The sequence below is a fragment of the Sphingobium sp. DN12 genome, from assembly GCF_051058005.1.
Classification (GTDB): domain Bacteria; phylum Pseudomonadota; class Alphaproteobacteria; order Sphingomonadales; family Sphingomonadaceae; genus Sphingobium; species Sphingobium yanoikuyae.
This window is the reverse complement of the sequence record NZ_CP173717.1, coordinates 3,671,625-3,691,409: the sequence shown is the minus strand read 5'-3', so window position 1 is coordinate 3,691,409 and position 19,785 is coordinate 3,671,625. Positions and strand designations below refer to the sequence as shown.

The 19,785-nt window shown below is 66.6% G+C and carries 21 protein-coding genes; 5 read left to right on the top strand and 16 right to left on the bottom strand.

Translation table 11 applies throughout. From position 1 onward, the window contains the following. The first annotated feature begins 13 nt into the window (after positions 1-13). Positions 14-1,960 (top strand): prolyl oligopeptidase family serine peptidase, encoded by a 1,947-nt coding sequence (locus tag ACI6S0_RS17490; protein ID WP_434403754.1) that lies wholly within the window; start codon positions 14-16, stop codon positions 1,958-1,960. A 182-nt stretch (positions 1,961-2,142) separates the two neighbouring features. On the opposite strand, the gene ACI6S0_RS17485 is transcribed toward ACI6S0_RS17490, so the two are convergent. The 5 genes from ACI6S0_RS17485 to htpX form a co-directional block, all read right to left on the bottom strand. Beyond that, complete coding sequence (locus ACI6S0_RS17485) at positions 2,143-3,909, bottom strand: heparinase II/III family protein (RefSeq protein WP_434403753.1); 1,767 nt, start codon at positions 3,907-3,909, stop codon at positions 2,143-2,145. Continuing rightward, a complete protein-coding gene (gene rpe / locus ACI6S0_RS17480; protein ID WP_004208872.1) occupies positions 3,906-4,568 on the bottom strand; it encodes a ribulose-phosphate 3-epimerase in 663 nt (220 codons plus the stop codon). Before rpe ends, ACI6S0_RS17485 begins: the two co-directional genes overlap by 4 nt. 72 nt (positions 4,569-4,640) lie before the next feature. Next, the gene (locus ACI6S0_RS17475; RefSeq protein ID WP_434403752.1) at positions 4,641-5,126 is read right to left on the bottom strand and encodes a diguanylate cyclase; all 486 of its coding nucleotides are present in this window, start codon (positions 5,124-5,126) and stop codon (positions 4,641-4,643) included. Between the two features lie 51 nt (positions 5,127-5,177). Further along, positions 5,178-6,488, bottom strand: a complete 1,311-nt coding sequence (locus ACI6S0_RS17470) for an RsmB/NOP family class I SAM-dependent RNA methyltransferase (RefSeq protein WP_434403751.1) — start codon at positions 6,486-6,488, stop codon at positions 5,178-5,180. Positions 6,489-6,527: 39 nt separating this feature from the next. Then, on the bottom strand, positions 6,528-7,496 hold the full coding sequence (gene htpX, locus ACI6S0_RS17465; protein WP_434403750.1) for a zinc metalloprotease HtpX: 969 nt from the start codon (positions 7,494-7,496) through the stop codon (positions 6,528-6,530). Positions 7,497-7,583: 87 nt separating this feature from the next. Here htpX and ACI6S0_RS17460 point away from each other — a divergent pair, with 87 nt between their 5' ends. From ACI6S0_RS17460 to ACI6S0_RS17450, 3 genes are all read left to right on the top strand, one after another. Next, positions 7,584-7,757, top strand: coding sequence for a DUF1674 domain-containing protein (locus ACI6S0_RS17460; protein ID WP_010338697.1), 174 nt, complete (start codon positions 7,584-7,586; stop codon positions 7,755-7,757). Positions 7,758-7,915: 158 nt separating this feature from the next. Beyond that, positions 7,916-8,395: a hypothetical protein gene (locus ACI6S0_RS17455; protein ID WP_434405960.1), complete on the top strand. Its 480-nt coding sequence runs from the start codon at positions 7,916-7,918 to the stop codon at positions 8,393-8,395. A 91-nt stretch (positions 8,396-8,486) separates the two neighbouring features. Continuing rightward, positions 8,487-9,365: a UTP--glucose-1-phosphate uridylyltransferase gene (locus ACI6S0_RS17450; protein ID WP_004208866.1), complete on the top strand. Its 879-nt coding sequence runs from the start codon at positions 8,487-8,489 to the stop codon at positions 9,363-9,365. Between the two features lie 43 nt (positions 9,366-9,408). Here ACI6S0_RS17450 and ACI6S0_RS17445 read toward each other — a convergent pair whose 3' ends face one another. From ACI6S0_RS17445 to ACI6S0_RS17415, 7 genes are all read right to left on the bottom strand, one after another. Further along, positions 9,409-9,540, bottom strand: coding sequence for a hypothetical protein (locus ACI6S0_RS17445; RefSeq protein WP_268932893.1), 132 nt, complete (start codon positions 9,538-9,540; stop codon positions 9,409-9,411). A gap of 162 nt (positions 9,541-9,702) precedes the next feature. Continuing rightward, entirely contained in the window at positions 9,703-10,656 is a 954-nt protein-coding gene (locus tag ACI6S0_RS17440) for an NAD-dependent epimerase/dehydratase family protein (protein ID WP_434403749.1), read from the bottom strand. Positions 10,657-10,685: 29 nt separating this feature from the next. After that, a complete protein-coding gene (gene ssb / locus ACI6S0_RS17435) occupies positions 10,686-11,312 on the bottom strand; it encodes a single-stranded DNA-binding protein (RefSeq protein WP_004208863.1) in 627 nt (208 codons plus the stop codon). 89 nt (positions 11,313-11,401) lie between these two features. Then, positions 11,402-13,258: a ferrous iron transporter B gene (gene feoB / locus ACI6S0_RS17430; RefSeq protein WP_434403748.1), complete on the bottom strand. Its 1,857-nt coding sequence runs from the start codon at positions 13,256-13,258 to the stop codon at positions 11,402-11,404. Further along, positions 13,255-13,512, bottom strand: a complete 258-nt coding sequence (locus ACI6S0_RS17425; RefSeq protein ID WP_010339864.1) for a FeoA family protein — start codon at positions 13,510-13,512, stop codon at positions 13,255-13,257. Before ACI6S0_RS17425 ends, feoB begins: the two co-directional genes overlap by 4 nt. Before the next feature lie 75 nt (positions 13,513-13,587). Continuing rightward, complete coding sequence (locus ACI6S0_RS17420) at positions 13,588-14,253, bottom strand: COQ9 family protein (protein WP_434403747.1); 666 nt, start codon at positions 14,251-14,253, stop codon at positions 13,588-13,590. 9 nt (positions 14,254-14,262) lie between these two features. After that, the gene (locus tag ACI6S0_RS17415; RefSeq protein ID WP_434403746.1) at positions 14,263-15,144 is read right to left on the bottom strand and encodes a DMT family transporter; all 882 of its coding nucleotides are present in this window, start codon (positions 15,142-15,144) and stop codon (positions 14,263-14,265) included. A 68-nt stretch (positions 15,145-15,212) separates the two neighbouring features. On the opposite strand from ACI6S0_RS17415, the gene ACI6S0_RS17410 reads away from it, so the two are divergent. Continuing rightward, positions 15,213-16,304 (top strand): alkene reductase, encoded by a 1,092-nt coding sequence (locus ACI6S0_RS17410; RefSeq protein WP_434403745.1) that lies wholly within the window; start codon positions 15,213-15,215, stop codon positions 16,302-16,304. A 75-nt stretch (positions 16,305-16,379) separates the two neighbouring features. Here ACI6S0_RS17410 and ribH read toward each other — a convergent pair whose 3' ends face one another. The 4 genes from ribH to ribD form a co-directional block, all read right to left on the bottom strand. Further along, the gene (gene ribH / locus ACI6S0_RS17405; protein WP_004208857.1) at positions 16,380-16,802 is read right to left on the bottom strand and encodes a 6,7-dimethyl-8-ribityllumazine synthase; all 423 of its coding nucleotides are present in this window, start codon (positions 16,800-16,802) and stop codon (positions 16,380-16,382) included. 11 nt (positions 16,803-16,813) lie between these two features. Continuing rightward, on the bottom strand, positions 16,814-18,094 hold the full coding sequence (gene ribB, locus ACI6S0_RS17400; RefSeq protein WP_434403744.1) for a 3,4-dihydroxy-2-butanone-4-phosphate synthase: 1,281 nt from the start codon (positions 18,092-18,094) through the stop codon (positions 16,814-16,816). A gap of 73 nt (positions 18,095-18,167) precedes the next feature. Beyond that, on the bottom strand, positions 18,168-18,776 hold the full coding sequence (locus ACI6S0_RS17395) for a riboflavin synthase (protein ID WP_434403743.1): 609 nt from the start codon (positions 18,774-18,776) through the stop codon (positions 18,168-18,170). Positions 18,777-18,812: 36 nt separating this feature from the next. Next, positions 18,813-19,766, bottom strand: coding sequence for a bifunctional diaminohydroxyphosphoribosylaminopyrimidine deaminase/5-amino-6-(5-phosphoribosylamino)uracil reductase RibD (gene ribD / locus ACI6S0_RS17390; RefSeq protein WP_099230523.1), 954 nt, complete (start codon positions 19,764-19,766; stop codon positions 18,813-18,815). Positions 19,767-19,785 lie beyond the last annotated feature (19 nt).

The window sequence follows — 19,785 nt, the reverse complement described above, 5'->3', positions numbered from 1 at the left end:
TGGGGGATCTGACATGCGCTATCTGCTCGCCGCCACCGCCTTGCCCTTGCTCGTCGCCTTCCCGGCGCTGGCGCAAATTCCGACGCCGGAACGGGCAGTTACCGATCCCAAGAGCCTGACCTCGCCGATCAATCCCGACGCCCGCGCCGTGCCGCTCGCCGACATCGGCGCCTCGCGCAGCCTGTCGAGCGCGGCGTGGAGCGCCGACGGCAAACAGATTTTCGTCGCCACCAACCTTACTGGCCGCACCAATATCTGGCGCACCGACACCGCCGGCAGCTGGCCGGTGCAGCTGACCCAGTCGGACGATGCCCAGACCGGCCTCGCCGCTTCGGCCGACGGCCGCTACCTGCTGTTCCAGCAGGATGTCGGCGGCAATGAATATAGCGACATCTATCGCGTGCCGGTGAACGGCGGCGTGGTCGAGAATCTCACCAACACCCCCGACCGGCGCGAAAGCGACCTGCTGGTGGGGCCGAGCAGTGGCCTGGTCGCGCTCGTCACCAAATTGAAGACGCAGGGCCAGTCCAATGTCGCGGTGATGGACGGGGCGGGCAGGGTGCGCGACCTGACGCGGGAGGCCGACCCGCAGTTCAGCTGGTCACCGGTCGCCTGGATCGCGGATGGCAAGGCGCTGATCGCCAACCGCGTGCGGATCGATTCCAAGGTCAGCGAAATCTGGCGCATCGACGTCGCCAGCGGCAAGTCGGCGAAATTGCTCGGCAAGGCCGACACCGTCTATGCCGCGACCGATGCGAGTGCGGACGGCCAATGGATCGCCGTCTCCACCGATGAAGGCAGCGGCCAGATTCATGGCGGCCTGCTCGAAGCCGCCACCGGCAAATGGCGCTGGCTCAAATCCACGCCCTGGGAACAGGTGCCGGCCAGCTTCACCCGCGACGGCAGGGCGCTCATCTTCCGCATCAACGCCGACGCGCGCAGCACGCTCTATCGCTTCGACCTGGCGAGTGGCGCGGAAACCCCGCTCGCCATCCCGCCGGGCGTCAATTATCTGGTCGGCAGCGAGCCGCGCTCGCCCGACGGCGCCCTGCTGATGCTCAATCATTCGGGCGCCGACGCGCCGGCCAATCTCTATCTCTATGACCTTGCGGCCGGCACTGCGCGCCCCGCGACGCAGCTTGCCATCGCCAGCCTCCAGCCCGCCGCGCTGCCCAAGTCGGATGTCGTCACCTACAAGAGCTTCGACGGTACGCTGATCAGCGCGATCGTGACCATGCCCGCCAATCTCAAGCGCGACGGCAGCAACCCCGCCATCGTCCTGCCCCATGGCGGCCCCACCGGTCAGGCGCAGGATGGTTACAGCCGCTACGCCACCGCCTTTGCCAGCCGTGGCTATGTCGTGATCCAGCCCAATTTCCGCGGCTCGACCGGCTATGGCAAGGCGTTCCAGGACGGCAATGTCAAGGATCTGGGCGGTGCCGACCTCAAGGACACGGTCGCGGCCAAGCATTTCCTGGTCGATAGTGGCTATGTCGATGCCAAGCGGGTCGGCATCTTCGGCGGCAGCTATGGCGGCTTCATGACCCTGATGGCGATCGGCCGGGCGCCGGACGAGTTCGCCGCCGCCGTCCAGTGGTTCGGCATCATCAACTGGCGCACCATGTATCGCGACCAGGATGAGGAGCTGAAGGCTTATCAGCGCAGCCTGCTCGGCACGCCGGAGAGCGATCCGCAGGTCTATGACGCGGCCTCGCCGCTCACCTATATCCGCGCGGCGAAGGCGCCCCTGCTCACCATCCAGGGCGAGAACGACATTCGCGTGCCGCGCGGCCAGGCGCAGGAGGTGCATGACATCCTCAAGGCCAAGGGCAATGTGGTGGAAACGATCTTCTACCCGGCCGAGGGCCATGGCTTCCAGAAGAAGGAGAATCAGCTCGACTCGCTGACCCGCACCGTCGCCTGGTTCGACACTTATCTCAAGCCGTCGCCTGTCCGGTGAAAGGCTCTAGCGGCCCGGCCGCTGAAAGTGGCCGGGCCTGAGAGCGAGGTCGTTGATTGGTAGCAAACGGGCCTCGGGTCGCCCCTCTTGCATGCGCCCTTGTCCGGGCTGTTCATAGGAAAAAACGGACATCGATGGCCGGCTGAACAATAGCGCCCGCGTGATGGCCAATGCGATGCGGGTCAGCCGACTCGCTTGAACAGCCAGCCGATGCTGGAGCCGCCCGGCAGCGCCTCGCTCGTCACCACCAGCTGTCTTGTGGGGTGGGGGCGGCCGTCGCCGTCGACCCACAGGCTGTCCTCGACGCTCAGCACGCCGGCCCCGGTCCGGAACTGCCACAGCGCGCCCAGCTCGATCCGCAGCAGCGCGCCCTGGCTGTCGGCGGTCAGGGTCGGTTCCACGCCGGGAGCCAGATGAAAGCGCAGCTGCACCGGCCGCTTGACCGGCTTCTTGCCGCGCGTTGCCGGGGTCAGCATATCCTCGCCGCGAACTTCGTTGCCATCGCCGCTCATCATCAGCAGGCGGCGGTGGACATAGCCCATGCGGCGGACATAGCCGTCATGGCTCAGCTCCACCCGGCTACCATTATCCAGTTCCTGCCGGTTCAGCTCGACCTCGGTCACGCCCTTGCCCAGCGTGCCGTCGGGCATCAGCGCGGTCGAATTGCTGTCGTCCAGCACCAGCGTGCTGTGCGCCGCGGTGGAACGCAGCGCCTGGGCCAGGTCGCGCGGGATATAGGCGCCTTCCAGCGCCGCGCCGCCGCAATTGATGACTAGCCGCAGCCGCCCGTCGCTGATCTCGATCGCGCCGGTGGAGGCGCAGCCGGCGGCGGCCAGGCGCGCGACCGGCGGCGGCGCCGCATCGATCTGCACCACCGTATTGCCTGCGCTGATCCGCTGATAGCCCCAGTCGCGCGCCTGGCGCAGCGGCCGGGTCCGCACCCGGCTGGCCTGCACCAGCGCCTCGACCATGTCGGGGTCGACCGCGCCCGCGCCCTGCCAGTTGCCCAGACCCCCATCGCCATGGGTCAGGCCCAGCAAGGCCGGCACCGCGCGGCTCAGCCCGTCGATCAGGAAGCCGGGCACCTGTTCGCGTCGCACCTCATAGACCGCGACCACCATCGCCAGCAGCATCACGCCTTCCAGCTGCGCCAGCGGCGACCGGGAAATGATGCCGCCATCGGCATGGAAGGCGCTGTCGATCGCGCGCTTCAGGCCGGCTTCGCCGAACAGCTTGCGCGGATTGCCGCCGGGCATCAGCATCGACGCCGCGACGATCCCGCCCCAGGCGACCAGGCGCGGCAGGCCTGGCGCGGCCTTGTCCGCGCTCTGGTCCAGATGGCGCGCGGTGCGGGCGATGCAGTTGAGCACCAGCGACCGATAGACCAGGTCGCTCGACGACAGGATCAGCGGCGCATGGGCGGTCCAGAACAGCAAGCGCCAGGCCGCATTGTCGGCGCGCCAGGCCGGGTCGCTCGGCGTTTCGGCATGGGCCGCCAGCCATTTGCGCATCAGCGCCTCGGCCACCGGCGCGCCCTGCTCGCGCGTCGCGGCGGTCGACAGGTCGCGCAGCCAGCGGAAACTGTGCAGATAGTCGGTGAAGGCCGGGCCGACCGCCAATTTGCCGAAATCGACCGTGTCGATCGCCAGCTTCTGGCCCCGGAACAGGAAATAGCCGGCGCGGATCGCCTGGCCGGCGCGCGGGTCGCCGGGCACGACATCGTCCGGCACCGCCAGCAGCTTGAGCGGATATTTGCCCTTCAGCCGCCGGCTGTGCAGCGGCGTCTTCCAGCTCAGCCGATAGAAATGATTGGCGATCCGCTCGGCCAGCGACAGGCCCTTGTCATCCGCGACGCGGATGAGCCGCTTGCCCTGTTCGATGCCGTCGTCGGCCGGTTCATGACCGGCGTCGACCGCGACAGGGGAGGACTGGCGCCGCTGGTTCGTCACCCGCCCCGCAGCGTCCTGATATTGTCGGCATAGGCGGCCGGGCCGCCACGGAAGGTTGCGGTGCCGGCCACCAGCACGTCGGCGCCGGCCGCGATCGCCTTGGGCGCGGTGTTGATGTCGATGCCGCCATCCACCTGCAGGCGGATGTCACGGCCGCTCTTCTCGATCATCTTGCGGCACGCCTCGATCTTGCGCAGCTGATTCTCGATGAAGCTCTGGCCGCCGAAACCGGGATTGACGCTCATCACCAGGATCAGGTCGATATCGTCGATCAGATAGTCCAGCATCTTGGCCGGGGTGCCGGGGTTCAGCACCACGCCTGCCTGCACGCCCAGCGACTTGATATGCTGCACGGTGCGGTGGATGTGCGGGCCGGCCTCGGGATGGACGGTGATGATGTCGGCGCCGGCCTGGGCAAAGGCGTCGAGATACTGGTCCACCGGCGAGATCATCAGATGCACGTCGAACGGCTTCTTCGTATGCGGGCGCAGCGCCTTCACCACGGCCGGACCAATGGTGATGTTAGGCACGAAATGGCCGTCCATCACGTCGATATGGATCCAGTCGCAACCGGCTTCGTCGATGGCGCGGACTTCCTCGCCCAGCCGTGCGAAATCGGCGGACAGGATGGACGGAGAGATGAGAATGGGATGGGTCATTTGACCGCTCGCATTAGCCCTCCCTTGGGGCGAGGGCAACGCATGATTTGCGCGGCGCGGCGATGAGTCGCATCAGGGGATGAAGAAGGTCGTGGGTTCCAGTCTGACCGGCGCACCGACATCCTTCGGCAGCCATTGCTTGACCCCGTGCAGCGCCACCGTTTCGCCGTCCAGCAGCACCGGCGCGGCGATCAGCCGCATCGCGCAATCGCTGCCGTCCGGGCGGCGGATATCGACGTCCAGGGTGAAGCCGCGCTGGTGGCGGATGGCATAGGCGCGTAGCCGCTCCATCGCCTCGCGGCTGTCATGGGCATAGAGCGACACCGACAGCGGCCGGGGCACGATGCTGCCCGGCTCCAGCCCGAATATGTCATAGACGCCCTGGGTCCAGCTGATGCTGTTGTCGGCCAGATTGCAATGCCACAGGCCCAGCCCCCGGTCGGCCAGCGCCGCCTCATTCCCCGCAATATCCTGGTCCAGAACCACCGGCGCGAGATGCTCGCGCAGGTCGAAGAGTGGCCAGCTATGATGCAGGGGCAGGGGTTCGGTCGGACGCAAGGCGGGCCTTTCCAGCGAAGGGCCTCACCTTAAGCCCCTCATGGTTAAGCCTTAGTTCCCGATGCGCACGATCCTTGCAACGAAAAAGCCGTCGGTGCCGCCCTGCTCCGCCAGCGTGTCGGGCAGGGTGCGCAGCCAGCCGTCGGCGCTGGGCGCCATGCCTGTGGGCAGTTCGCCTGCCTGCGCTGGCCGGACCTGGAAATCGGGACGCGCCGCCAGGAAATGGGTCATCTGCGCCTCGCCCTCGGCCTGTTCCAGCGAGCAGGTGGCGTAGATCAGCGTCCCGCCCGGCTTCACCCAGTCGGCGACGCGGGCCAGCAGTTCGCCCTGCAGTTCGGCCAGTTCCGCGATCTGGCGCGGGCCGATGCGGTGCAGCACGTCGGGATGACGGCGATAGATGCCGGTGGCGGTGCAGGGCGCGTCGAGCAGCAGCGCATCGACCGGCGCCTCGGGCGCCCATTGCCGCAGATCCGCCTGCACCACATCGGCCGACAGGCCGGTGCGCGCCAGATTTTCGCTCAGCCGCTCCAGCCTTTTCTTCGACTGGTCGACCGCGCTCACGGTCCAGCCGGCGGCGGCCAACTGCATCGTCTTGCCGCCCGGCGCGGCGCACAGGTCCAGTACGGTCCGGCCTCCGCCCGCGCCCAGCAACCGGGCCGGGCAGGAGGCGGCCAGATCCTGCACCCACCAGGCGCCTTCGGCAAAACCGGGCAGGTCGGGCACGACCGCCCCCTCGGGCAGGCGGACATGGCCGGGCGCAAAGCTGGTGCCGTCCAGCGCCTCGACCCATTTGCCGGTCTCGGCCGGATCGCGCAGGCTGACATCGACCGGCGGGCGCACGGCATAGGCATGGGCGGCCGCCAGCGGCATCGCCTCGCCCCATTGTCCGGTCCAGCGTTCGGCGACGTCGGCAGGCAGGGTGGGCGGCACGGGCAGGCTCGGCTCGGCGCGGGTCACGGTGCCGAACACGCCATGGACCAGCTTGCGCGGCCCGCCATCGACCAGCGGCAGTGCGGTGGCGATCGCCGCATGGGGCGCGGTGCCCAGCGCCAGCACCTGGATCAGCGCGATGCGCAGGACCATCCGCGCCTTGGCATCGTCGGGCAGGGGCTGCTTGGTCGCGCCGTCGATCAGCGCGTCGAGATCGGGCAAATGGCGCAGCGTCTCGGCGACGATGGCATGAACCAGTGCGCGGTCGGCCCGGTCGGCCAGCCCCTGGGTCGCGCCATGCAGCGCGATTTCCAGCGGATCGCCCCGACGCAAGACGGCGTCCAGCAGCTTCAGGGCCGCGCGGCGCGCGGGCAGGCCGGGGACATCATCGGCGCGCGGGGCACCGGAACGGGCGTTGGGACGACGGGACATCAGCGGCCCCTACGCGCTTTCCGCTCCGCGCGCAAAAACTCAGTCGCGCCCGTGTGGATTGAGGGCGCTGCGGCGCGGCTTGGGCGCTGCCGCTGGCGGCACCACCGGAGACAGGGCCGATGCCCGCGTCGCAGTTTGCGGCGGCATAGTCATGGACGGCGGGCCGTCCTTCTGCCCCATATCCTGCGCAATTTCCTCCAGCGCGGCGATGCGCTTCTCGGTCGCCGGGTGGGTCGAGAACAACTCGCTCACATGCACCGGTACGATATAGAGCTGCGCGGCGGCGGGATTGCGCTCGGCCACCGGGTTGGGGATCAGCTCGGCCCGGCCGGAAATCTTGGCCAGGGCGGAGGCAAGTGCGCGCGGATTGCCGCTGATCTCCGCCCCGGCCTGGTCGGCGCCATATTCGCGGGTGCGGCTGATCGCCATCTGGACGATCATCGCGGCAAAGGGGGCGACGATCACCGCCAGCAAGGTCGCGATCATGTTGCTATGGCCATTCTCCTCATTGCCGCCGCGGAAGAAGAGGCCGAAATTGGCCAGCATCGAAATGGCGCCGGCGATGGTCGCGACCATCGTCATGATCAGGGTATCGCGATTCTTCACATGGCCCAGTTCATGCGCCATCACGCCCGCCACCTCGTCGCGGGTCAGCATGTTGAGCAGGCCGGTGGTCGCCGCCACGGCAGCATTTTCGGGGTTGCGGCCAGTGGCAAAGGCGTTGGGCGCATCCTGGTCGATCACATAGACGCGCGGCATCGGCAGGCCGGCGCGCTGGCTCAGCGTCTGGACCAGGCCGTAAAATTCGGGCGCGCTCTGGGCATCCACCTCGCGCGCATTGTGCATGGACAGCACGATCTTGTCGGCATTCCAGAAGGTGAACAGGTTCATCCCCGCCGCCACCAACAGGGCAATCACCGCGCCGCCGCTGCCGCCCAGCGTATAGCCCAGCGCCATGAACAGCGCCGTCAGCGCCGACAACAGCATCACCGTGCGAAAACCACTCACTTGCACATCGCTCCTTTGCGGCCCAGATAGCGGGCCTGACACTGAATATGGGGTTGCCGCGCGCGCTCCGCAATCGAAAGGCCCGACATGGGACATTTCAACGGCAAGCGCCCGGCGCATGTGAAGGCGCCCGAGCATCTCTCCAAGAGCCCGCCCGTGCCCCAGCCCGACCCGGTCGACCAGCAGCCGGTGCTGGACGAGGAGCTGAGCCCGGTCCGCTATGGCGACTGGGAGCGCAAGGGCATCGCCATCGACTTCTGATCTGGCGCCTTCCGATCGGCCACCGCCGATCGCAACTTGTTCGGCTCGCCGACGTTTCAGCACATATTCCGCTGGCCCGTGCCCGGCTAGCGGGCGAGCGCGCCCCTTCGCTCTGGCCTTTCCGGCCGGGTCTGCGCAGATTCAGGGGCATGAGGAGTATGCGGGGCGTGAGCGCGGAATTGGCGCAGGACGACAAGGTGACGAAGCCGGTTGCGGCCTATGCGCCGGAAGATGCGGCATTATTGTGCGGTATCGGTCGGCTGGTCTGCGCCTGGACGATGCTGGAACATAGTCTGGAGGCGCGGCTGGCCGAACTGCGGGAAACCATGGGCGACGTCCGCACCGTGGGGGCCCGCACGCGGCCGACCATGACCAAGCTGATGACCGAATTGCGCACGACCGTCGCCATGCGGGATCGGCGCAACGCGGCCGGGCTGACCGAAATTGCGGAGGTCGAGCGCGATCTCCAGCGGATCGACCGTTTCCGCGCCTTGATCATCGGCGGCTTTCAGCAGCCGTCACCTGAAGGCTTTCTGTGCCGCGACTTACGTAACAATGCTCAATATGTAAGCCTGGAGCATTTGGATAATGAAATTGCGGCGCTGGAACAGGTTGCACAGCGTCTTCTGACGATCTGACCCATAAAGACAAGTTGCCGTAGCGCTTGACCTTTTTCTCCCGGTTCGCGATCCCCCCAAGCGAGCCGGCACTCATCGAGAACGGAGTCCCATGTCGAACAAACCGATTCGCAAAGCCGTCTTTCCTGTCGCCGGTCTTGGCACGCGTTTCCTGCCCGCCACCAAGTCGGTGCCCAAGGAATTGCTGCCCGTGGTCGATCGTCCGCTGATCCAATATGCGGTGGATGAAGCGCGCGAAGCGGGGATCGAGCAGATGATCTTCGTCACCGGACGCGGCAAGGGCGCGATCGAGGATTATTTCGACATCGCCTTCGAATGCGAGATCACCCAGCGCGAGCGCGGCAAGGATCTGTCGGCACTCGAAGGGACGCGCCTGGCGCCCGGTGATGCAGTGTTCCTGCGCCAGCAGGAGCCGCTGGGCCTTGGCCACGCCATCTGGTGTGCCCGCGATATCGTCGGTGACGAGCCGTTCGCCATCATCCTGCCCGACGAGTTCATGAAGGGTGCGCCCGGCAATGGCTGCATGAAGCAGATGGTAGAGGCCTATGAAAAGGTCGGTGGCAATCTGGTCTGCGCGCTCGAAATCCCGATGGACCAGACGCCCAGCTATGGCGTGATCGATCCGGGCGCGCGCGACGGTGCCCTGACCGAAGTGAAGGGCCTGGTGGAAAAGCCCAAGCTCGGCACCGCCCCCTCCAACCTCATCCTGCCCGGTCGCTATATCCTGCAGCCCGACGTCATGACGATCCTGGAAACCCAGGAAAAGGGCGCGGGCGGCGAGATCCAACTGACCGATGCCATGGCCTCGCTGATCGGCAAGCAGCCCTTCCACGGTGTCACCTTCGACGGTCGCCGTTTCGACTGCGGCTCCAAGGCCGGCTATATCGAGGCGAACCTCGCCCTGGCGCTGGAGCGCGAGGATATCGGCGCCCATATCCGCGACTTCGCGAAGGCCGAACTGGCCAACTAAGCTTCGATCCGCAGGGGTGGCCGCTGGTCACCCCTGCTGCCCGTCAGAACAGGCGGACGGCCTGTGCCAGCAGAATTCCCATGCCCGACAGGGTGATGGTGCCCCCGATGGCCAGCTGCCGCGGGCGGACTATCTGCCGGATTGGCACACCGATCGCAGCTTCAATCTTGCTCATGCAAATCATTATCGCATAAAGCGAACGGAGAGTCACACCCATCTCTCCACTCACACTGATGCAGCGGATCGATCATCATTCGTGATTAAAAGTAACGAATGATCGGAATGGCCGCTTTCAAATCAGTAACGCAACAATGGGCTCAAACTGTCAGCTTCGCTGTCAACTTTGCACCGCCGGCGACACATAATCGGCGTCGTGGATGAACGGCATCGCCGCATCATTCGCCAGCGCCGCCAGAATCGCGGCAAAGTCCGTCGCGCAGCGAAACCCCATCTGGCGCTGCGCCAACCCCGCGTCATAGACCCGGCCGATTGACGCCGGCAGTTGCCAGCCACGCCGGGCATATAGCTCTGCAGCTTCGGGAAAATGCCGCGCGATCACTGCCGTCGCATCGCGTTTCAGTTCGATGGCGTCCTCCCCACAGAAGGGCGTCGGCGCGGAAACAAGATAGGTCTCGCAACGCGCTGGCGGCGTCCGTTCCAGCGCCACCAGATGCGCCCGTGCCGCATCCTCGACCGTCAGCCGGCGATGGAGAAATTCATTGGCCTTCAGATTCTGCCCTGACAGGCTGGCGTCCGTGTCGTCATCTTCCGGGAAGAAGCGGGCGGTGCGCAGGATGGTGCAGGCAATGCCGCGCTCCAGTTGCTGCACCCGGCACAGCCCCTCGGCCGCCAGCTTGGTCACGCCATAGATGTTGCGCGGCTCCAGCGGCCCGCTCTGCTCGTCCAGCCACACCGCCGCGTCGCCGGCCTCGTCGCGCACCGCCTGGCTGATCATCAGCGATGTGGTGGATGTCATGACGAAGCGGTCATGCCCCGCCGCGACCGCAGCCTCCAGCAGGTTGCGCGTGCCGGTGACATTGACGTCGATGAAGGCATGGGCGGGGTAGCGGACGATGTCCGGCTTGTGCAGCGCGCCGCCATGGATCACCGCCTCGATGCCGCGTTCGGCAAAGGCGCGCTCGACCAGGGCCCGGTCGGCGACCGATCCGATGATGTTGGTGTCCCGGCCCGGCGCGACGTCCAGGCCGGTCACAGCATGTCCCGCCGCGCGCAGCATCGGCGCCAGGAAACGGCCCAGCCAGCCCGACGATCCGGTCAGCAGGACATGCATGTCAGGTCAATCCCTGTGGAAAGGACCGATCAGAACGGCACTTCGTCGTCCAGGTCGTTGTCGAAGTTGGGACCGCCCTGGCCGCCACCCGAGGAACGTCCACCGCCAAAGCCGCCACCCTGGTTGCCGCCGCCCGAAGAGCGTCCGCCCCCAAAGCCGCCGCCGCTGTTGCCGCCGCCGAAATCGTCATAATCGCCGCCGCCGAAGCCGCCGCTGCTCGCGCCCCAGTCGCTGACGCCCTGGTTGCCGCCGCCCGACGAGCGACCACCGCCATAGCCGCCGCCCTGGCCGCCACCGCCACCCGGCGCACCGTCCAGCATGGTCAGCACCGCGCCGGGGCCCGACAGGGCGACCTCGGTGGTGTAACGGTCATTGCCGTTATTGTCCTGCCACTTGCGGGTGCGCAGCTGGCCCTCGATGTAGATCTTCGATCCCTTGCGCAGGAAGCGCTCGGCGACGCCGACCAGGCCTTCGGAATTGATGACGACGCTATGCCATTCGGTGCGCTCCTTGCGCTCCCCCGACATGCGGTCCTTCCAGCTTTCCGAGGTCGCGATCCGCAGGTTGCAGATCTTGCCGCCATTCTGGAAGCTCTTCACTTCCGGGTCGGCCCCCAGATTCCCGATGAGAATGACCTTGTTGACCGAGCCTGCCATGATTCCTCCGAAAGCACTAAAGGCGCCGTTATAGAAGCCTCGCCTTGGCGGTAAAGAACAAAGCTAGGCCAAATGTCCGGGGCTTGGGATCAGCCGAGTCCCATCGCGACCGCCGCCCAATATGTCACGCCCGCCGCGGCATAGGCCAGCACGAACAGATAACCGATCATGAACAGCGGCCATTTCCAGCCATTGGTCTCGCGCCGGGTAACGGCAATGGTCGAAATGCACTGCGGCGCGAACACGAACCAGGCCAAGAAGGCGAGGGCGGTGGCCAGGCTCCAGCGGCCGGCCAGCCGATCACCCAGCCCTTGTTCCAGCGCCTCGGCATCATCCTCGGCATCGATCGCATAGACGGTGGCGATGGCGGAGACCGCCACTTCGCGCGCCGCCATGCTGGGCAGCAGGGCGAGCGAAATGTCGCGGTTAAAGCCGATCGGCTCGACCAGCACGTTGATGCCGCCCGCGATCCGCCCGGCGATCGAATATTCGCTCTGCTTCACGCCGTCGGGCGCATGGGGGAAGCTGGCCAGCACCCACAGCACGATATTGGTGGCCAGGATGATGGTGCCGGCGCGCTTGAGGAAGATGACGCCGCGCTGCCACAGGCCGATCAAGATATCCTGGGGCCGGGGCCACTGATATTTCGGCATTTCCATCAGGAATCCGCCGCTGCGGCCCTTGGCCACGGTCAGGCGCAGCGCCCAGGCGGCCAGCATGGCACCGACGATGCCGGCGACATAGAGCAGGAACAGCACCAGCCCCTGCAGGCCGATGCCCGGCCCGACGCTGCGCGCCGGGATGAAGGCGGCGATGATCAGGCCATAGACCGGCAGGCGCGCCGAGCAGGTCATCAGCGGCGCGATCAGGATCGTGGTCAGCCGGTCCTTGGGGTCGCTGATCGTGCGCGTCGCCATGATGCCCGGCACCGCGCAGGCGAAGGAGGAGAGGAGCGGGATGAAGGCCCGGCCCGACAGGCCGACCTTCGCCATGATGCCATCCATCAAGAAGGCAGCACGGGCCATATAGCCGGTCGCCTCCAGCATCAGGATGAAGAAGAACAGGATCAGGATCTGCGGCAGGAACACGATCACCGCGCCGACGCCGCCGACTACGCCCTGCAACAGGAAATCGTGGATGATGCCCGGCGGCAGGGTGTTGGTCACCGCCTCGCCCAGCGCCGTGACCCAGCCTTCCAGCATGTCGGCGGGCACCGATGCCCAGGAAAAGACCGCCTGGAACATCACGAACAACAGGCTGAGCAACAGGGCGAGGCCCAGCACCGGGTGCAGCGCGATCCGGTCGACCGCTGCCGTCAGTCGGCGCGACGGGGTTTCGCGCACGATCGCGGCGCGGGCGATGCGCCGCGCCTCTCTACGCACGGCATCGAAATCCGGCTCACCGGCGGAGGCGCGCAGCATGCCAGTCTGGGTGCCGAGCAGCGTCTCCAGCTCGGTCTTGAGATGGTCCAGGCCGCGCTTGCGCACCGCCACGGTGGACACCACCGGCACGCCCAGTTCCTGCGCCAGCACATTGGCGTCCAGTTCCAGCCCGTCGCGGGTGGCGAGGTCGACCATGTTGAGCGCGACCACGGTGGGCAGGCCCAGCGCGATCAGTTCCAGCGCAAAGCGCAGATGATTGTCGAGGTTCGATGCGTCGACCACGATCACCAGCGCGTCGGGCAGCTTCTCGCCAGCCTGCTTGCCCAGCACGAAGTCGCGCGTCACCTGTTCGTCGGGGCTGGCCGGGGACAGGCTGTAGGTGCCGGGCAGATCGACCAGTTCGACCGGCCGGCCGTCGGCCAGCGACAGGCGGCCCGCCTTGCGCTCCACGGTGACGCCCGGATAATTGCCCAGCTTCTGCCGCGCGCCGGTCAGCGCGTTGAACAGGGCGCTCTTGCCCGCATTGGGATTGCCGACCAGCGCGACGAGGGGAAGGCCGCTCATGCCTGCGCCTCCTGCGGGCCGGTGCTGACCTCCACGGCGGCGGCATGACTGCGCCGCATCGCCACCGTCATCCGCCCGATCTTGACCGCCAGCGGTCCACGACCCAGCAGGCCGCCATGATGTAGCGCCTCGACGCTGGCGCCTTCGCACAGGCCGAACTCGCGCAGGCGCTGTCCTTCCACGGACGACAGCGACTCCCAGTCGATGGTTTCAACAAAAGCGGGTTGGCGCAGGGGCAGATCGGTCAGGCGCAAGGAGGATGGACTCTTAACCAGAAATCAGATTTGCGACTGACTATCAATTACGTCTGGTGAAGGCCAGCCCGAACTTCACACCGCCGGGTAGCGCAGCCGGCCGATGAAGCGCGACAAGCTGAGATGTTCGCCATCGCCCACGCCCTTGAACCGGGCCTTCATCTTCTCGAAGCGCATGATTCCCTCGATCCGTCGCGTCAGGAATGCGCGGCTGTCGGCATGATCCTCGCTCTCGTCATTGACGAAGGTCAGCAGCGTCGCGGCATAGATGCTGCCGAGCGTCGCCCGCTTGCTATAATGGTTGAGGTCGGTGGCGGTGTCGCCCGCCGCGCGCCACATGATATCGGCGGCGTGCCAGCCCAGCTTGGCGGCGCGCACGGCATTGGTCGGCATCGCCAGGATCGCCTGCGCCCGGCGCAGCGCTTCGCGGTCGGGCGCCAGCAGTGCGAGGCGAGTCTCGATCAGCGCGGTGATCTTCTTGCGGATCGACATGGCGGCCAGCTTTTCGATTGGCAACGCCTCCAGCATCCGCGTGTCGATGCTGGCGAACCAGGCCTCGATCATGCCCATGGCACCATTGTCGAAGGCCAGTGCGGCGACATCGGCATCGATGCCCTTTTCCGCCGCCGCCATCGCCACCGCTTCGGGCCGCCAGCCGTCAAAGGCGGCGTGGCGCGGCAGGATCGGCGCCAGCAGCGCGCGGATTTCGTCCAGGGTCAGGTCTTGGGTCTGGTCGCTCATGGTCGTAACCTAGGCCCGTCGCGGCAGGCGCACAAGCACCAGTGCGACCGCCACGGCCACGCCGCCGACAATGTCGGTCGCGCTCAACGTCTCGCCGAACAGCAGCCAGCCGGCCAGCGCGGCGACGGCGGGTTGCAGCAACAGGCTGAGCCCCAGCACCAGCGGCGAAAAGCAGCCAAGCGCATAGGTCAGCAGCCCCTGGCCGACGATCTGGCTGGACAGGGCAAGGATGATGAGCGGCGTCCAGTCCTGCGGCATCACCGCTTCGCCCATCGCATTGGCCGCGAGCAGCAGCGGCAAGGCCCCGGCCGCGCTGACGACCGCGAGCGCCGACCAGCTGTCCAGCCGCTTGCGCGCGCCCTGGATCAGCAGAAGATAGGTGGTGTAGAGCAGCCCGGCGAGCAGGCAGAACAGGTCGCCCTTCAGGTTGACAGGCGACAGCTCATAGCTGCTGCCCATCAATATGGCCGCGCCGATCGCGGCTAGGATCAGCGCGCCGATCTGCAGCTTCGATACATGCTCCCGCAGCACGATCAGCCCCCAGAGCGGCAGCATCAGCGCGCTCATATTGCCGAACAGCGTTGCATTGGCGACCTTGGTATGACCGATGCCCAGATGCCAAGCGGCCAGGTCGGCGGCAAAGCAGACCCCAGCGACAATCACGATCGTCCACTGGCCGCGCGACAAGTGGCTCTTGCGCAGCTTCGGCAATGCCAGGATGAACAGGAAGGGCATGGCGATCGCCAATCGCCAGAAGGCGGCCGCTACCGGCCCGACATCGGCCAGCCTTACCAGCACCGGTCCCAGTGCCAGAATGATATTGGCCAAGATCAGCGCCGGAAAAGCGAATCTGGGCGTCGCGATATGCGCCATGGGGGTTGAAGCGGCCATGGCGGCTCCCTAGCTGGCTTTCTGCATCAAGTCCCGTTGCAAATTGCAACGTTCATGAGGGAGGTTTCATGACCACAATTTTCGATCCGATACAGCTCGGCGCCGATACCGCCGCCAACCGCGCCATCATGGCGCCGCTGACGCGCGGCCGCGCCACCCGCGACCATGTTCCGACCCCGATCATGGTCGATTATTATGCGCAGCGCGCCTCGGCCGGCCTCATCATCAGCGAGGCGACCGGCATTTCGCACCAGGGCCTGGGCTGGCCCTATGCGCCGGGCCTCTGGTCCGACGAACAGGTCGAGGCCTGGAAGCCGATCACCCAGGCCGTGCATGACAAGGGCGGGCTGATCGTCGCCCAGCTCTGGCATATGGGCCGCGCCGTTCATTCGGCCGTCACCGGCGAGCAGCCGGTTTCCTCCAGTGCCACCGCGACGCCGGGTGACGCCCATACTTATGAGGGCAAGAAGCCCTATGAGGTCGCCCGCCCACTAGCGATCGACGAAATCCCCGGCATCATCGCCGACTATGTGAAGGCGGCCAACAATGCGATCACCGCTGGCTTCGACGGGGTGCAGATCCACGCGGCGAATGGCTATCTGATCGACCAGTTCCTGCGCGACAACAGCAATTTTCGCGATGATATCTATGGCGGCAGCATCGAGAATCGCGTCCGCCTGCTGCGTGAAGTGACGCAGGCGGTGGTCGATGCGATCGGTGCCGATCGCGTGTCCGTGCGCCTGTCGCCCAATGGCGATACCCAGGGCGTCAATGACAGCAATCCTGAGCCGCTGTTCGCCGCCGCCGCCGATGTGCTGAACCAGATCGGCATCGCCTTCCTCGAACTGCGCGAGCCCGGCCCGGACGGCACCTTCGGCGCCACCGACGTGCCGCGCCTGTCGCCGCTGATCCGCCAGCATTTCAAGGGGCCGCTGGTCCTCAACAGCGATTATGGGCTGGATCGTGCGCAGGCCGATCTCGCCTCTGGCCTGGCCGACGCGATCAGCTTCGGTCGCCCCTTCCTCGCCAATCCCGATCTGGTCGATCGTCTGCGCGAAGGCGCGCCGCTGACCCAGGCGCAGATGGCGACCTTCTACAGCCAGGGCGCGGAGGGCTATACCGACTACCTGACCCTTGCCGAGGAAAAGGCGGCCGCCTGATCCCTCGTCACCCATGAAGAAGGGCGCGTTCCTCGCGGAGCGCGCCCTTCCTTGTGTCTGCCAAAAGGCCGCGGATCAGATCGCGAAACGTTCGCGCAGGCCCAGCATGGCAATCGCCGCCTTGGCCGCTTCGCCGCCCTTGTCCTTCTGGTCGGGACGGGCGCGGACCAGGGCCTGCTCCTCATTCTCGACGGTCAGGATGCCGTTGCCGATTGCGATAGCATCCATGCTCAGTGCCATCAGGCCGCGCGCGCTTTCGTTCGACACCACTTCGAAATGATAGGTTTCGCCGCGGATCACCACGCCGATCGCGACGAAGCCGTCAAAGCGACCGGTCTCGGCTGCCAGTGCGATCGCGCCGGGGATTTCCAGCGCGCCCGGAACGGTCACCACCTCATATTTGTGGCCGGCTTCGTCCAGCGCAGCCTTCGCGCCTTCGATCAGCAGGTCGTTGAGATGGTCGTAGAAGCGGGCTTCGACGATGAGAAACTTGGCCATGCGAATATCCTTCAGAGCTCGATCGGACGCTGCCCAACCACGGCCAGGTCATAGCCGTCAAGGGCGATCAGGCTGTGCTGCGTGTTGCTGAGCAGGATCATGTCATGCACGCCCAGTTCCGCCAGGATCTGCGCGCCCACGCCATAGTCGCGCAGTTCGTCCATGCCGCCGGGCTGCTTGCCGGCATGGGCCTGGATCATCCGGGTCAGCATGTCGGGTTCGCCGTCACGCAGCAGCACGACCACGCCGGCACCTTCCTTGGCGATGATGTCCATCGACCGGGCCAGCACGTCGCCACGCGGGCCTTCAGCACCGAAAATGTCGCTCAGCGGTGCCAGCTGGTGCATGCGCACCAGGGTCGGCTGGTCGGGGCTGATGCGCCCCTTCTGCAAAACGAGCTGCTCGGACTGGGTGGCGCGGTTGAAGAAGGTGATCGCCTTCCACTCGCCGCCCCACTTGCTTTCGAAGCTGGTTTCGGCGCGACGCTCGACCACATGGTCGTGGCGGCGGCGATAGGCGATCAGGTCGCGAATCGTGCCGATCTTCATCTTGTGCTTCTGAGCAAAGACGATCAGGTCGTCGAGGCGCGCCATCGTGCCGTCGTCCTTCATCACTTCGCAAATGACGCCGGACGGATTGAGGCCGGCCAGGCGGGCGACGTCCACCGCCGCCTCGGTATGGCCGGTCCGCACAAGCACACCGCCGTCACGGGCGATCAGCGGGAAGACATGGCCGGGCGTCACGATGTCGGCGCGCGTCTTGGATGCGTCGATGGCGACGGATACGGTGCGGGCGCGGTCGGCGGCGCTGATGCCGGTGTCGACGCCTTCACGCGCCTCGATCGACACGGTGAACGCCGTTTCGTGGCGGGTGCCATTGTTGCGGCTCATCAGGTCGAGCCCCAGCTGGTCGACGCGATCCTTGGTCAGTGCCAGGCAGATGAGGCCGCGGCCATGGGTGGCCATGAAATTGATCGCGTCGGGGGTCGCCATCTGGGCGGGGATGACCAGATCGCCCTCATTCTCGCGATCCTCGTCATCGACCAGGATGAACATGCGGCCGTTGCGGGCCTCGTTGATGATTTCCTCGGGGCTGGCAAGTGCGGTGCCGCCCTCTCGCTTCAGCAGATAGGCTTCCAGCTTGCCCAGCGTCTCGGCGGTCGGGTTCCAGTCGCCTTCGCCCAGCTTGCGCAAGCTGTTGGCGTGCAGACCGGCGGCGCGCGCCAGACCCGATCGGGACATGCCGCCATCGGTGACGAGGGCGCGGACGGAATCGATAAGCGAGGACGACATAAACACTCCTTCCCGGATCGGGGATGAGCGTTATATCACACTGTGATGTGATTTCTTCAAGAGTGAAATCACATCATTTACTGCGAAGACTTTGCATCCGGTCGAGATAGCGGGCCAGCACATCGATCTCCAGATTGAACGCCCGGCTGTCGGGCAGGCTGTCCAGCGTGGTAGCAATCGCGGTGTGCGGGATGATGTTGAGGCCGAAATGCACGCTGCCGTCGGGCTGATCCTCGACGCTGTTCACGGTCAGCGAGATGCCGTCCAATGTGATCGACCCCTTGGCGGCCAGTGCGGCAGCCAGTTCCGCCGGTGCGCTGATGACCAGGCGGATCGAATCGCCCTCGCGGCTGGCCGACACCAGATGGCCGATGCCGTCGACATGGCCGGTGACGATATGGCCGCCCAGCTCGTCGCCGACCTTCAACGCGCGTTCCAGGTTGAGCTTGCCGCCCTGCACCCACAGGCCCGGCGCGGTGCGGGCGACAGTCTCGGCCGACAGGTCGACCGCGAACCAGCCCGGCCCCTTTTCGACCACCGTCAGGCAGGCGCCCGAACAGGCGATCGATGCGCCGATCGCGACCGTCTCCATGTCATAGCTGCTTTCGATGACCAGGCGCAGGTCGCCGCGCTGCTCATGGGTGCGGATGGTGCCGATGTCGGTGATGATGCCGGTGAACATGGTGCCCAGATCCTTGGGAAAGAAATTTGCGCTGATCTAGGCGCTGCGCGTCCGCGCGTAAACCTCCAGCCGGTCCGGGCCGAACTGACGCTGGTCGGTCTGGCGCCAGCGCCCATGGGCATCAGCCAGGTCGGTCAGGCCGATGTCGCCGATCCCGGCCCGGCCCGACCCGATCAGGATCGGCGCGCGATAGAGCAGCAGCCGATCGACCAGATCGGCGCGCAGGAAGGCGGCGGCGGTCTCGGCCCCGCCCTCGATCATCAGATGATCGACCCGGTCGAGCGTCGCGATATCCTCCGGATCGGCAATCGCGCTCCAGCCTTCGGGCGCGGCGCTCCGGCTCAGCAGCAGCCGGCGGGGCGATCGCTCCTTCAGCCCCGGCAGGCGCACGTCCAGACTGGGCGCATCGGCGCGCAGCGTGCCGCCGCCGACCAATATGGCGTCATGCCGTGCCCGCTCCAGATGGGCATGGGCACGGGCATCCGGCCCGGTGATCCAGCGACTCGACCCGTCAGCCAGCGCGATCCGCCCGTCGAGCGAGAGGCCCAGCTTCAGCGTCACTGCCGGGCGCCCCAGAGTCTGGCGCAGCACGAAGCCGCGCATCGCCTCGGCCGCTTCGCCCGCCATCAGCCCCATCTCGACCATCACGCCACGCTCGCGCAGCCAGGCCGCGCCCTGGCCATCGGTGCGCGGATCGGGATCACGCAGAGCAATCACGACTCGGGCGACCCCGGCGCGCGCCATCAGGTCGGCGCAGCGCGGCCCGCGCGGGCTCAGGTGAAAACAGGGCTCGAGCGTGACATAGGCGGTGGCCCCCTCGGCCCGGTCCATCGCCTCGTCCAGCGCTTGCGCCTCGGCATGGGGGCGGCCGCCCTTCTGGGTCCAGCCGCGACCGACGACATGGCCGCCGCGCACGATCAGGCAGCCGACATTGGGGTTGGGCGTGGACAGGCCCCGGCCACGTTCCGACAGGGCAATCGCCGCCGCCATATAGCGACGATCAGCGGCG

Coding starts and splice junctions, on each gene's coding strand:
- ACI6S0_RS17490 (WP_434403754.1), top strand. CDS start 14: ATGCGCTATCTGCTCGCCGCCACCGCCTTGCCCTTGCTCGTCGCCTTC.
- rpe (WP_004208872.1), bottom strand. CDS start 4,568: ATGACCCATCCCATTCTCATCTCTCCGTCCATCCTGTCCGCCGATTTC.
- ACI6S0_RS17470 (WP_434403751.1), bottom strand. CDS start 6,488: ATGTCCCGTCGTCCCAACGCCCGTTCCGGTGCCCCGCGCGCCGATGAT.
- ACI6S0_RS17460 (WP_010338697.1), top strand. CDS start 7,584: ATGGGACATTTCAACGGCAAGCGCCCGGCGCATGTGAAGGCGCCCGAG.
- ACI6S0_RS17455 (WP_434405960.1), top strand. CDS start 7,916: ATGCGGGGCGTGAGCGCGGAATTGGCGCAGGACGACAAGGTGACGAAG.
- ACI6S0_RS17450 (WP_004208866.1), top strand. CDS start 8,487: ATGTCGAACAAACCGATTCGCAAAGCCGTCTTTCCTGTCGCCGGTCTT.
- ACI6S0_RS17445 (WP_268932893.1), bottom strand. CDS start 9,540: ATGAGCAAGATTGAAGCTGCGATCGGTGTGCCAATCCGGCAGATAGTC.
- ACI6S0_RS17440 (WP_434403749.1), bottom strand. CDS start 10,656: ATGCATGTCCTGCTGACCGGATCGTCGGGCTGGCTGGGCCGTTTCCTG.
- ssb (WP_004208863.1), bottom strand. CDS start 11,312: ATGGCAGGCTCGGTCAACAAGGTCATTCTCATCGGGAATCTGGGGGCC.
- feoB (WP_434403748.1), bottom strand. CDS start 13,258: ATGAGCGGCCTTCCCCTCGTCGCGCTGGTCGGCAATCCCAATGCGGGC.
- ACI6S0_RS17420 (WP_434403747.1), bottom strand. CDS start 14,253: ATGAGCGACCAGACCCAAGACCTGACCCTGGACGAAATCCGCGCGCTG.
- ACI6S0_RS17415 (WP_434403746.1), bottom strand. CDS start 15,144: ATGGCCGCTTCAACCCCCATGGCGCATATCGCGACGCCCAGATTCGCT.
- ACI6S0_RS17410 (WP_434403745.1), top strand. CDS start 15,213: ATGACCACAATTTTCGATCCGATACAGCTCGGCGCCGATACCGCCGCC.
- ribH (WP_004208857.1), bottom strand. CDS start 16,802: ATGGCCAAGTTTCTCATCGTCGAAGCCCGCTTCTACGACCATCTCAAC.
- ribB (WP_434403744.1), bottom strand. CDS start 18,094: ATGTCGTCCTCGCTTATCGATTCCGTCCGCGCCCTCGTCACCGATGGC.
- ACI6S0_RS17395 (WP_434403743.1), bottom strand. CDS start 18,776: ATGTTCACCGGCATCATCACCGACATCGGCACCATCCGCACCCATGAG.
- ribD (WP_099230523.1), bottom strand. CDS start 19,766: ATGGCGGCGGCGATTGCCCTGTCGGAACGTGGCCGGGGCCTGTCCACG.